The organism is Bacillus carboniphilus (genome assembly GCF_020524035.2).
Classification (GTDB): domain Bacteria; phylum Bacillota; class Bacilli; order Bacillales; family JAIVKR01; genus Bacillus_CC.
Window position 1 is genome coordinate 1,846,522 of the sequence record NZ_CP129013.1, and the last position, 12,552, is coordinate 1,859,073.

The 12,552-nt window shown below is 34.4% G+C and carries 17 protein-coding genes; 7 read left to right on the plus strand and 10 right to left on the minus strand.

Annotated features, from left to right (window positions below):
• Positions 1 to 12: 12 nt before the first annotated feature.
• Entirely contained in the window at positions 13 to 768 is a 756-nt protein-coding gene (locus LC087_RS09380) for an ABC transporter permease (RefSeq protein WP_226539278.1), read from the plus strand.
• Here LC087_RS09380 and ytkD read toward each other — a convergent pair.
• From ytkD to LC087_RS09405, 6 genes are all read right to left on the minus strand, one after another.
• Entirely contained in the window at positions 752 to 1,255 is a 504-nt protein-coding gene (gene ytkD / locus LC087_RS09385; protein ID WP_264189820.1) for an RNA deprotection pyrophosphohydrolase, read from the minus strand. The genes LC087_RS09380 and ytkD overlap by 17 nt on opposite strands.
• 86 nt (positions 1,256 to 1,341) lie before the next feature.
• Positions 1,342 to 1,665, minus strand: coding sequence for a hydrolase (locus LC087_RS09390; protein ID WP_226539095.1), 324 nt, complete (start codon positions 1,663 to 1,665; stop codon positions 1,342 to 1,344).
• An 80-nt stretch (positions 1,666 to 1,745) separates the two neighbouring features.
• Positions 1,746 to 1,880: a phage holin family protein gene (locus tag LC087_RS19670; RefSeq protein ID WP_371932576.1), complete on the minus strand. Its 135-nt coding sequence runs from the start codon at positions 1,878 to 1,880 to the stop codon at positions 1,746 to 1,748.
• On the minus strand, positions 1,849 to 2,151 hold the full coding sequence (locus tag LC087_RS09395) for a phage holin family protein (RefSeq protein ID WP_306019521.1): 303 nt from the start codon (positions 2,149 to 2,151) through the stop codon (positions 1,849 to 1,851). Before LC087_RS09395 ends, LC087_RS19670 begins: the two co-directional genes overlap by 32 nt.
• A 172-nt stretch (positions 2,152 to 2,323) precedes the next feature.
• Positions 2,324 to 2,761, minus strand: coding sequence for a Dps family protein (locus LC087_RS09400; RefSeq protein WP_226539093.1), 438 nt, complete (start codon positions 2,759 to 2,761; stop codon positions 2,324 to 2,326).
• Positions 2,762 to 3,017: 256 nt separating this feature from the next.
• Positions 3,018 to 3,491 carry an S-ribosylhomocysteine lyase gene (locus LC087_RS09405; protein WP_226539092.1) on the minus strand — a complete coding sequence of 158 codons (474 nt, stop codon included), beginning with the start codon at positions 3,489 to 3,491 and terminating at the stop codon, positions 3,018 to 3,020.
• Positions 3,492 to 3,671: 180 nt separating this feature from the next.
• On the opposite strand from LC087_RS09405, the gene yidD reads away from it, so the two are divergent.
• From yidD to LC087_RS09435, 6 genes are all read left to right on the plus strand, one after another.
• Positions 3,672 to 3,935, plus strand: coding sequence for a membrane protein insertion efficiency factor YidD (gene yidD / locus LC087_RS09410; RefSeq protein ID WP_226539091.1), 264 nt, complete (start codon positions 3,672 to 3,674; stop codon positions 3,933 to 3,935).
• A 194-nt stretch (positions 3,936 to 4,129) separates the two neighbouring features.
• Positions 4,130 to 5,062, plus strand: coding sequence for a metal ABC transporter solute-binding protein, Zn/Mn family (locus LC087_RS09415; RefSeq protein ID WP_306019522.1), 933 nt, complete (start codon positions 4,130 to 4,132; stop codon positions 5,060 to 5,062).
• 113 nt (positions 5,063 to 5,175) lie between these two features.
• The gene (locus LC087_RS09420) at positions 5,176 to 6,531 is read left to right on the plus strand and encodes a cytochrome ubiquinol oxidase subunit I (protein WP_226539089.1); all 1,356 of its coding nucleotides are present in this window, start codon (positions 5,176 to 5,178) and stop codon (positions 6,529 to 6,531) included.
• Positions 6,528 to 7,577: a cytochrome d ubiquinol oxidase subunit II gene (locus LC087_RS09425; protein WP_226539088.1), complete on the plus strand. Its 1,050-nt coding sequence runs from the start codon at positions 6,528 to 6,530 to the stop codon at positions 7,575 to 7,577. Before LC087_RS09420 ends, LC087_RS09425 begins: the two co-directional genes overlap by 4 nt.
• Before the next feature lie 188 nt (positions 7,578 to 7,765).
• Positions 7,766 to 7,924 (plus strand): DUF1540 domain-containing protein, encoded by a 159-nt coding sequence (locus tag LC087_RS09430; RefSeq protein ID WP_226539087.1) that lies wholly within the window; start codon positions 7,766 to 7,768, stop codon positions 7,922 to 7,924.
• Positions 7,925 to 8,008: 84 nt separating this feature from the next.
• The gene (locus LC087_RS09435) at positions 8,009 to 8,191 is read left to right on the plus strand and encodes a hypothetical protein (protein WP_226539086.1); all 183 of its coding nucleotides are present in this window, start codon (positions 8,009 to 8,011) and stop codon (positions 8,189 to 8,191) included.
• Here the strand turns inward: LC087_RS09435 and LC087_RS09440 are convergent.
• The 4 genes from LC087_RS09440 to LC087_RS09455 form a co-directional block, all read right to left on the minus strand.
• On the minus strand, positions 8,186 to 9,091 hold the full coding sequence (locus LC087_RS09440) for a metal ABC transporter permease (RefSeq protein WP_226539085.1): 906 nt from the start codon (positions 9,089 to 9,091) through the stop codon (positions 8,186 to 8,188). The two genes, LC087_RS09435 and LC087_RS09440, sit on opposite strands and share 6 nt — an antisense overlap.
• The gene (locus LC087_RS09445) at positions 9,081 to 10,382 is read right to left on the minus strand and encodes a metal ABC transporter permease (protein ID WP_226539084.1); all 1,302 of its coding nucleotides are present in this window, start codon (positions 10,380 to 10,382) and stop codon (positions 9,081 to 9,083) included. Before LC087_RS09445 ends, LC087_RS09440 begins: the two co-directional genes overlap by 11 nt.
• 72 nt (positions 10,383 to 10,454) lie before the next feature.
• Positions 10,455 to 11,201 (minus strand): metal ABC transporter ATP-binding protein, encoded by a 747-nt coding sequence (locus LC087_RS09450; protein ID WP_226539083.1) that lies wholly within the window; start codon positions 11,199 to 11,201, stop codon positions 10,455 to 10,457.
• Between the two features lie 13 nt (positions 11,202 to 11,214).
• A complete protein-coding gene (locus LC087_RS09455) occupies positions 11,215 to 12,144 on the minus strand; it encodes a metal ABC transporter solute-binding protein, Zn/Mn family (RefSeq protein WP_226539082.1) in 930 nt (309 codons plus the stop codon).
• Positions 12,145 to 12,552: the final 408 nt, after the last annotated feature.

Below are 12,552 nucleotides of genomic sequence, written 5' to 3' on the forward strand. Positions count from 1 at the left end.
TATATTAAACAAATGAAGAGAGATAAAATTTCGATTATTTGCTCTCAATTATTAATCGTCATTTTCTTTTTTTCATTCTGGCAACTTGCCTCTGATGAAAAATGGATAGATCCATTAATATTTAGCTCTCCGGCCAAAATCTTTGATTTATTTATCTCAAAAATGTTAGATGGCACACTTCTACCTCACGTAAGTCTAACTATATTTGAAACCATTTTAGGTTTCTTAATTGGAACCATTTTAGGAACAGGAATAGCCATGGTTTTATGGTTTTCAAAAAAGCTCGCTAGAATTATGGACCCTTTTCTAGTCATTTTAAACGCTATGCCTAAAGTAGCACTAGGTCCACTCCTAATTGTTGGGTTAGGTCCTAATTTATCTTCTATTGTTGCAATGGGAGCGATAATATGCGTCGTTATTACGACCATAGTCGTATACTCAGCCTTTAAAGTAGTTGATCAAAATTACAAGAAAGTACTATTAAGCTTCGGTGCATCTAAATGGGACATTTTTAAGGAATCTGTCTTACCAGCTTCGTTACCCACCATAATTTCGACTCTAAAAGTTAACGTTGGCCTGTCATGGGTGGGTATCATCGTAGGAGAGTTCCTCGTCTCAAAACAAGGTTTAGGATATTTAATTATATACGGATTTCAAGTGTTTAATTTCACACTCGTTTTACTCAGTTTACTGCTCGTCGCATGCTTTGCCACCATTATGTACCAAGGTGTAAGTTGGTTAGAAAAAAGACTTATTCGTCACCACTAACAACGTACCCACTCTCCTCAATATACTCCATAGTCATAGGAAGAACATCATCTTTCATAATAAAGCTATATCGATCGTCATCTATAATCTTATTGGGAAATTCTTTAACTAAAATAGGACCCCATGTTTCAAAATAATGATGTTTCTTAACAATTGAAGAGACATAGGCAAAATAAATATTTTTAATAATACACGAACCCTTTCCAACTACTTTATATTGACCTATATATTTTATCTCATTAACTATACCTCCTGTCTCTTCCTCAACTTCTCTGCAAGCAGCTTCCAGTGGTATTTCTCCTTCCTCTACCTTTCCTCCAGGAAATTCAAACCCACGGTGTTTATGTTTTGTTAACAACCAATGATGATCAAACCGACAAACAACCCACACATGTTTTGGATTTTCAGAGAAAGGATGATCATCAAAGGACAATTGAATTTGATTTCGATAGTAATCGTAAAAGTAAGAAATCATAAAAGTCTCCATACTCCAATCTCTTTTTTTCCTCTATATTCTAACACAAGAAAAGGAAAGCGACTTGTAAAGGAAGTGGTAAAAGAAATTTGTAAAAATTATGTTTGACGATCTATTTCAGAAACCAATCTTTCTGAAGAAATATGATTTTTTGCCTCTTCATCCCCTAATTCATATAACATCTTATAAATTTTTTTATGAAGATCATCAATATGATCATTCTCCCGATCATAATGATATTGTATATATGGAGCATGAGAACGAAAAAAACCTTTCCAGTCTTCCCTGTATAGTTGGTCAAAATACTCTCTTAACAGAGTAATTTCGTCATTATCTGCTTTAATTTTAAAATCCCAAGGTGAGTCTGTAGCTGTCGTTAATATTTCACCACTAGATATCGAAATATAGTAAGTTTTTTTCATGATGCACCTCTTCTTTTTTTATTATTCTTTTAAAAGAAAGAAGGTTCTATACAAAAAGCATATAGGACCTTCTTTCCATTTTATTTTCGACGAATATACTTACTCATCCAGTTTACTAAGTCATGCAAAAATCCAGGAATGGGTATTCCTACACGATCTGAATTCTGTAAAATAGATAAGATCTCATAACAAATATAAAAAAATAATGGTTGCATCTCGAATAACTAGGCTTGTTTGAAAAAAGTAGTCCAAAAAATGAGCTACTGAAACCAAAGAAAGGATAGTAATTTTTCCAAATATCTTGTTAATAATGAAACGAACTTTTAATTTTTTTTTGTAATATTCCACAAATGAACCTGTATAATATTCAATAACCATTAATGAAACCAATATAAAAAACAGTGTGTCTAATTCTCCAAATAAAAAACTAACAGTAGCTGCACTAATAGAAAGTATAGCAAGGAACCCTCCATCTCCACGACTCATATCATCTCCTCCTATCTTTTAGATTTTTGGAGAGTTTTGCCTTTCTACTATCTATCATATGTAGCATTCAAATAATTGCTTGGACAATTTATTATTAAATCTGTCCATTTTAATGTAAAAAAAAGAGTATTCAATAAAGAATACCCTTTTAAATCACTATTTTATTGTTTTATTATTGTAAAAATGATTTTAACATCCAATTGTGTTTTTCTAAGCTTTGATGGATAGCAAGAAGCATATCACCTGTGGATTCATCTCCAACTTCATCAGCTAATTCCATTCCTTCTTTTAATTCCTCTGCTACTTTTTCAAAATCTTCTTTAATGGTTTGTACCATTTGTTCAGCTGTTTCACTTCCATTCGCTTCTAAAATCGAAGATACTTGAAGTACCTCTCTCATTGTAGCAACTGGTTTTCCATCTAAAGCAAGTAAACGCTCCGCTAATTCATCAATATTGGTTGCTGCTTCTGTATAAAATTCTTCAAATTTTTCATGTAAGGTAAAGAATGAGGATCCTTTCACGTACCAGTGATAGTTATGTAGCTTCACATACAAAACCGTCCAATTTGCTACTTGCTTGTTAACAACGTCATTTAATTTTTGAGACATAAGATGACCTCCTAAATTTTTGTTGTTCAATATTACCTTACCCTTTTTACTTGATGATAAACTTTCTCTTCTTTATATTTTGTCCATCCTTATTATAACATGCTAAACATAAATCAAAAAATAATATGAATATTATTTAGATAATTAAGGAAGCTGATTTTAATTTGTGAACAGAATATGAAGAACACCACCTAAAACAACCTTTATATCCAAAAAGGAAGAAGACGTATAATCGTCCTCTCCCCTTTCTCTCTTTTTAGCCGAACACTCTTTCTAAGTCTTTCTTATCTTGACTTAACCAAAAATTCATTAAGCGTTTTGCTCCATCAAGATCGTGAAGTTTCGCTTGACCACATTGTTTTTCATTAGCAGCAGGAATCTCCGTAATATTCACTGCATCCTTGAATGTTTCTTCTAGTAAGTCAATGATTTCAGAAACCTTAGGGGTTCCACTAACAACTAAATAGTATCCAGTTTGGCATCCCATTGGTGAAACATCAATAATATCAAAATGATCATACTTCTCTGCGTACTTACGAATCGTAAAGGCTAATAAATGCTCAATAGTGTGAATAACATCTGGCTTCATCGTCTGTTTATTTGGTTGACAAAAACGTATATCAAACTTATTAACAACTCCATCTGTTCCAATGTGATGTACTCCACAATGGCGAACATAAGGGGCTACAACTGCATTATGATCTAATTCAAAACTTTCAACTGATGGCATTACTTTGACACTCCTTATTGTTCCAATATTATTATGATCTACGTTACTCATGATACTATTAATTCCGATTAATTTCATCTTTTTTGTTTCAATTTCCTTTTTTTTAAGCAAAACAAACTGTGATTAAGGGTAATTTATTTGTTAAAATATATTTACTATAAATGCAGAGATGGTGACGAAATGAAACGCATATTTATATTGGCAATCAAACTTTATCAAAAATTTATTTCTCCCTTAAAGCCTCCCTCATGTCGATTTTATCCTACTTGTTCAAATTACGGAATTCAATCAATAGAACGCTTTGGTATTTTTAAGGGAGGATTTTTAACCATCTATCGTATTTTAAGGTGTAATCCCTATAACCTTGGTGGTATTGATCCAGTCCCTGAGAAAGATGATAAACGAAGCTTCTTTGCTATTCTGCGAAATAATAAACAAAAGTAAACCATTAGTAACTACATACTAGTGGTTTTTTTTTAGAAAATAAAAGGATTATGAAGTTGAATATTTGAAAACATGAATATCTCCCTACTATCTTATTATAAAACAAACTAAATATTCAGTTTTATATTTTTCTGTTCTCAAATCGGAATCATTACGATATAATGTGTAAGTATGATTTACAGGAGGGAAACAAATTGAAAAAACTATTTAGTATTTTTACTATACTTATATTCATTACTGGCTGTTCTAGCCAAAGCGCTGAAAACGAAACGGATCAATTGAGTGTTAGTACAACTATTTTTCCACTATATGATTTCACCAAAAAAATTGGTGGGGATGAAGTAGAAGTAACAACTATTTATCCACCTAATGTTGATGCTCACTCGTATGAACCTTCTTCTAAAGATATGGTTGAAATGGCTTCGGAATCTTCCTTTATCTATTCAGGTATTGGATTTGAATCCTCTTCTAAAAAAATAGCGGAAAGCTTAGAAAAAGAAGGAGTGAAAATCATCGCAACTGGCGAAAATCTCTCTCTTCTAAAGAACAATGAAGAAGAACATCAAGAAGACGAAAGCCATGAAGAGGAATCTCATCATCATGATGTAGATCCGCACATTTGGTTAGACCCTGTTCTAGCTATCGAACTTGCCGAAAATATTAAAAATGGTCTTATTGAATTAAATCCTGAATCAGAAGAAATTTTTGAAGAAAATTTTCAACTGTTAAAAGATGATTTAGAAGCTCTCGATCAACAATTTAAAGAAGTAGTAAACGAAGCTCCACAAAACAAATTTTTAGTTGCACATGGTGCTTATGGTTACTGGGAAAAACGTTATGGCATTGAACAAATAAACGTATTAGGACTCTCACCAAATCAAGAACCTTCTCAAAAATCGTTGCAAGAAATAATTGAAACATCGCAAGGATATGATTTTAAATATATGATCTTTGAAAATAACGTTAGCAACGAAATCGCAGAAGTTGTTCAGCAGTCAATTGGGGCAGAAACACTTACTCTTTATAACTTGGAATCCGTAACAGAGGAACAATTTCAAAACGAAGATTACTTTAGCTTAATGAAAAAAAACCTTAAAACACTTTCTATCGCTCTTCAAAATAAATAAATGATCAACGCTACACCTGCTGTTTTTAAGCAGGTGTTTTATTATAAAAAAAACGAATACCGAATAGAAAAGAGTGGATAATAAGGAAAACAAAAACTTGAAGGAGAATCTTCATGGAACATGTAGTAATTGCCCGATCATTATTTGGCTTAACGATGGCTTTTCATATTATCTTCGCCACATTAGGGGTCGGTATCCCTTTAATGATCTTGATATCAGAACTACTATATCAACGAACAAAGGATAAAGACTATGCAATTATGGCTAAAAGGTGGACGAAGGGGCAAGCTGTCTTGCTAGGAGTTGCCATTCCTTCCGGTACTATTGCAGGTGTACAGCTAGCCTTGTTATGGCCAGGGTTCATGGAGATAATTGGGAAAGTCATGGCTTTACCTTTCCAAATCGAAATTTATGCTTTTTTTATTGAAGCTCTTTTTATGTCCATTTATGTCTATGCCGCTGATCGAATTTCTCCCTTCATGCGAATTGTAAGTGTCTTTTTTGTCCTAATTGGCGCGACTGCTTCCGCTGTTCTTATTACAAATGTTCATGCATTTGAAGGAACTCCAGCAGGGTTTGAAATAAAAGATGGAACAATCACAAACGTTGATCCATGGGCTGCCTTTTTTAACCCAAGCTTCCTTGTTACAGCTGGACATGTCGTTGTTTCTGCTTTTATGACGGGGGCTTTTGTCATTGCATCAATTGCTGCCTTTAAGATGATTAAAAATAAAAACAACGAACGCATATACAAATTTCATCGCAAAGCCTTATTGATTGGGTTAGTTGTTGGTGGGGTATTCTCGCTATTGACAGCGATTAATGGGCATTCATCCGCACAATACTTACACGAATATCAACCTGAAAAGTTGGCCGCTGCTGAAGGATTATTTGAGACTCAAAATTATGCCCCACTCGCCATCGGAGGTTTTACAGATAAAGAAACAAAAGAGGTGAAATTTGCTATAGAGATTCCTTGGGCACTAAGTTTCCTAGCAGGCAATTCATTTGATACCGTTGTTGTGGGGTTAGATGACTTTCCTGAAGAATATTGGCCTCCTCTTTTTGTACATACTCTATTTAATGCCATGGTTGGTATCGGAAGTATGTTAATCCTGCTTTCCATCATTGGTTTTTTATATTATAAAATTCTTAAACGTCCCTTCTTTCCACAATGGCTTATGTGGTTATTTGTCGCTTCAGGACCGTTATCTGTTTTAGCAATTGAATTTGGTTGGATTTTCGCCTGTACTGGAAGGCAGCCTTGGGTTATTTATCGAATCCAGAAAACAGTTGATGCTGTAACAAATGTTCAACCTTTAGGAATATGGCTATTATCCTTTTTCTTTGTCTATATCGTTCTAGGTACTGCTGTTGTTTTAGTTCTTCGTTCTTATTTTAATCGTCATTCTGTGGAAGATGATCTAAATAGGATTAATCATAATCAAATGAAAGGAGAGCCATTATGACCTCGGATGAACTACTAGCGATAAGTATTGTATGGGGGTTTATTTTTATTTACTCCGTTATGGCGACCATGGATTTTGGTGCTGGGTTTTGGTCGATGCTCTACGTTAACAAACGAAATACAAAAGCTTCTTCTATTGCAAATCGCTATTTGTCACCTACCTGGGAAGTCACAAATGTATTTATCGTTGCTATCGTAGTCGCTTTAATAACCTTTTTTCCTGGAGCGATTTATACGCTTGGAAGTGTACTTTTAATTCCTGGAAGTATTATCTTAATTTTATTAGCTATTCGTAGTGGTTTTTTAGCCTTTTCTCATAGTGTGAAAGGCTACGAAAGATTATTAGTGATCATTTCAGGAGTATCAGGGTTTATTATTCCCGCTTTATTAATCCTTGTTTTACCGATCACGCATGGGGGTTTTGTTGACAATCGAAATGGTGTACCCTATTTATCCTTTAGTGAGTTACTGACGAGCCTTAGTTCCTATGCATTTATTGCTTTTGCTATAAGTAGTACTCTGTTTCTTTCTGCCCTGTTATTAGCAGATTACTCTAACGTAGCAAAAGAAGAAGATGCTTATTTATCCTATCGTAAAGACGCAATCATAACAGGGCCAATTTCCTTTTTTTCTGCTCTGTTAATTATGTTAACAATTAAACAAGATGCAAACTGGCTTTATGAAGGTATGGTACAAGACGTCCATTTATTAATCCTTTCTGTCTTGTTATTTCTTGGAGCTGGACTTGCGCTCTTTATACCTAAACGGTCTCAAAAAGGAAGACCTAGACTTGCCATTATTTTGATTACAATTCAATATTTTTTAGCAAGCTATGTTTATGGGAAAGCACATTTACCTTACTTAATTTATCCAACCATCACAATAAACGATGCCTTCACTCACCCAAACACGTTTAAAGCCTTATTTATCACTTACATCTTTGCCTTTTTAATCTTGTTCCCCGGATTCTATTATTTCTGGAAAATATTTATGAAAGATCAAAAATATGTTGAGGGGAAAAAAGTGTCTAGCGACAACAAGCATTAGGATCATCAACAATACAAGGGTACATCAACTAAGTTAGCCACGTTGGGTGCGTCAAAAACGAACGTATTGATACATAAGCACTGGTGCAAAGTAAAACAAAAATGTAATAGTTTCTTAATTGTTCAATGTATGTTTCTTCTTAAATTTAGCTAAACTAATAATGACTTTAACAAAGGGGGGAAAAAACGATGCCAAATAGTGTTCAATGTGAAGTTAATAACTGTACCTATTGGGGTTCAGGAAACAATTGTACAGCTGATGCCATCTATGTTGTTAGTCACACAGGACGTCAAGCTTCTGAAACGAAAGAAACTGACTGTAATACGTTTAAACCACAAAATTTATAAACAATTGAAAGGAGATTGAACGCTAAATGTCAATCTCCTTTCAATAAATTAATTAAAACAGGATTATTAAAAGGAGGTAAGGTTATGTCTATTGAAGAAACCATTAACGATGCGGTACGTTTTGAAATGTCAGGATTTAATGATACCGAATATTTCCTTACCCTTCACAGTTCCCTTCACTTATGGGATGATGATTTCACAAATTACTACTCTCTTCCAAAAGAAGTTCAGCAATTAATAAGAACTAAAGAATATAGCGTACTATAACTTTGAAGCACTCATTTGAGTGCTTTTAGAAGCCATCTTTCTTCTTACAAGCCATTTACTAATTAATCCATGACTTGGTGAGAAGATGAAAGCTAAAATAAACAACACACCCGTTGCACTTGCCATAGAACCTGAAATTGACACATTAAATAAGCTTGCGAAATAATAGCCTATAAAGGCAGATGAGACCCCTATTACGACACTAATCCAAAGCATATGAACTAACTTATCAGTCAATAAATAGGCGGTAGCTGCTGGTACTATAAGCATGGCCACTACTAAGATCGCTCCTACGCTATCAAATGATGCGACGGTTGTAAAAGACAGCATGGTCATTTGTAAATAATGAATGAATGTAATCGGTATTCCAAGCGCTAACGCCATTTCTGGATCAAACGATGCGACCTTAAATTCTTTGTAAAATAGACCGATAATAACCAAATTCAATAGTAATACAAAGCCTAGTAGCCAAACAGCTTGAGGAATTCCACTGATACCAAACAAGGTTATCGTTTCCCATGGAATAAATGTGATTTCTCCCATTAACGCATGATCAACATCTAAGTGAACATTCCCACCATACACCGACAGTAAGATAACTCCTAGAGCAAATAAAAAAGTAAAAACGACACCGATCGAAGCATCGGATTGAACTCCTTTGTTACTTAACACTTGTACTAGATAAGCTGTTAACAAACCGACTACAGCCGCCCCAAGTAAAAGTGCTCCTCCATTTAGCGTTCGGGTTACAAAATAAGCCCCTACAATCCCTAACAAAACACTATGGCTAATTGCATCGGCTAACATTGCCATTTTTCGAAGAACCAAATACGATCCTATTAATCCACAGGAAGCCCCAACTAATGAACCAGTTAATAATATCCACGCATCATAACTCATTTGCATACATTCCTTTAGGTTTTAATTGTGGTACTCTCTGATGGACTTCTAAAAGTTTCATCAGCTGATGCTTGACATCAGAACCAAGTTGCTCAAGGGAGAAATCTTCCTTATCCTTTAAATGCAAATGACTAAATTCCATTTCATGCATTAAATACATCTCATATAATCGTTGATTTAAAGCAAGATTATAGGCTTTTTCAAGACCTATTTCTGTCAACTTCCACTTATTCGAAACATTTTCAACAACATTTTGTTTTTGAAGATCATTCAATAACCTTTCTGTTTGAAAACCTTGAACAGGACGTTTCAAAATAATTTCATCAACCGAAAACAACACTTGTTTACTGTCCAATTTTTTTTCCTCAGTTAAGTCATATAAAGACAAAAGAATTTGGTTAATTGCGGTTTTTCTCCTAAATCTCAAATGTTTAAGCATAACTGAAAACAGTCCACGATTGGGTGCAAAAATAAGCGAGAAAACAAATAAACTTGTTGCAGCAACAACAATTAAAGGTCCAGTAGCCATCCCTTCTGTTACTGTACTTAAAAGTGTTCCAATTACACCTGATAATGCTCCAATAATTCCAGAAATAACAATCATGACAGATAGTTTCTCTGTCCAATACCTTGCTGCAATAGCCGGAGTAATTAACATGGCTGCCATCAAGACAACGCCCACTGTTTGCAGACCAATGACTACGGCTAATACAATCATTAACATTAAGATGGCATTAAAGAATTGAGTAGGTATTCCTAATCCTTTTGCAAACTGCTCATCGAAGGTAATTAATTTAAACTCTTTAAAGAACAAGCCTGTCAAAATTAATAGTGACAAGGCGATCACTGATATTAATTGGACATCACTCTTAATAACAGAAGCAGCCTGCCCAAATATAAAGCTATCTAAACCACTTTGATTTCCGTTACTTGAGTGCTGTATATACGTTAATAAAACGATTCCAAAGCCGAAAGAGACCGAGAGAACAATACCGATAGCTGAATCCTCTTTAATTCTTGAATGTTTAATAATCGCTTGAATACACCATGTTGAAATTAAACCGGCGATCGTAGCACCAACAATAAACCAAAACAACGATTTCTCACCCACAAATAAGAAAGCAAAGCATACACCTGGAAGAGCAGCATGCGCCATAGCATCTCCCAGTAGGCTTTGTTTTCTTAAAAGGGCAAAGCTCCCCAGTACTCCGCTAGCTAAACCTAACAAAAGTGTTCCCATCAAGACCCACTGTGTATTAGGATCTTGAAGCTGATTGAGTAATGCGTTCATCTTAACCTCCCCTTTTCTAGGTTAAATAAGTATACAAATATACAATATTTAAACAGCCAATCGTACTTTTCTTTAATTGGTTATCATTGTTTTATCTTGTAAAAATGTTAATTTACCACCATATGTTTTCTGTAAATTGTCAACCGTAAATACTTCGTCCGATGGCCCAAAGGCTACTTTTCTCATATTCAACAACAAAACCCAATCGAAGTATTCCGTTACTGTTTGTAAATCATGATGAACCACAAGAACGGTTTTTCCTTTAGCCTTTAATTCATTCAATAAAACAATAATTGCTTTTTCTGTTGCCGCATCCACCCCTACAAAAGGTTCATCCATAAAATAAAGGTCCGCGTCTTGGGCTAATGCCCTAGCTAAAAAAACACGCTGTTGTTGTCCACCGGATAATTGACTAATTTGCCTGTTCGCAAACTCCAGCATTCCTACTTTTTTCAAACAAGATTTTGCAATTTCCACATCATCTTTACTAGGACGTTTAATCCAACCGACGTGACCGTATCGTCCCATAGTAACAACGTCAATTGCGTTTGTAGGGAAATCCCAGTCTACAGAACCTCTTTGAGGGACGTACCCAATTCTTTTAATCATTTTTTTATATGTGTTACCAAAGAACTTAACATCTCCTGAAGCTTTCGGGATCAAACCTAGGATCGCTTTAATCAAAGTAGATTTTCCAGCCCCATTCGGCCCAACGATTCCTATTAATTTTCCTTCCGGAACATCAAAAGTTATTTCCTGTAACACTGGTTTTTTATGATAAGCAACCGTGACATTCTCTATCGATAAAGGTGCAGTCATGACAAGATGCCTCCTATTTTAAAGAATCAACAATCGTATTAATATTATGTTTATACATGCCTATATAAGTACCTTCTTCCGTTCCTTCTTCTCCCATTGCATCACTAAACAGTTCTCCACCTATAGATACTTCATGCCCTTTTTCCTTTGCTCCTTCAACAACCGGATCAAGGTTCCCTGGGTTAATACTACTTTCAATAAATACCGCTTTTATTTGACGTTCCGTAAGAGTGTTCACTAAATTTTGTACATCTTTAAGCCCATATTCTGAATCCGTACTCAATCCTTGCAATCCTAATACTTCAAATTCAAATTGTTCACCAAAATAAGCAAATGCATCATGAGCTGTAACGAGTACTCGAGAATCTTCAGGAATTTCTTCAACCTTTTTCTTTGATTCAGCTAATAAAGTATCTAACTGCTTCTTATAGCTATCTGCGTTAGCCAAATAATCTTCTTCGTTTTCTTTATCAGACTCAATTAATTGTTCTGCAACGGCATCTACTGCATATTTCCAAAGTTCAATATTAAACCAAACATGAGGGTCATGCGCATTAGGGTTAGCTGGATCTTGAATCAATTCGTCCTCAGGAATAGCGTCCGCTACTGCGACTGTTGGTTTATTTTCTGACATTTTCTCTAATACTTCACCCATTTTTCCCTCTAAGTGAAGACCATTATAAAAGATGACCTCAGCATTATTCAATTTTTTAATATCTCCTTGAGAAGCTTGATATAAATGAGGGTCTGTTCCAGGTCCCATTAAAGATTCTACTTCAACATGGTCACCACCTACATTTTTAACAATATCTCCGATTTGAGCAATTGTTGTGGTAACTTTTACTTTCCCTTCACTGTTTCCATTACTTGCTTCCTCTGTTCCACATGCACTAATAATAAATAAAATCAATAAAGATATAACACTCAACATCCATTTTTTCATTTTCAATTCCTCCTACTCCCTACAATTTTCCCTTAATTTTATTTTGTTACTTATATTGTGTAGAAATTAATTTTATTGTCCTAAAAAAAAATAGACTGCTATAAATATTTTTCCTACATCCAACAATTTAACCTATGACTAATTTCCTGTCAATAGTTTTAACTTATAAGTGAGAAATATTTTCAAAAGAATGAAGAAACAGAAGGAATTTAATCTTTCTAGAGGCAAAAAAAAATTCTTAAAGGGCTCCATTTAAAAGGAACTCTTTAAGAATATTATATAAACATGAGCTTGTTGAGGTTATATTGAAACTCATTCCTCAATAGAAATGTATCACATCTTTTTTATTTGTGCTTATTTGAATTTTAAGAAAATCACTTCATGATACCGGTAAAAAGCACTATTTTC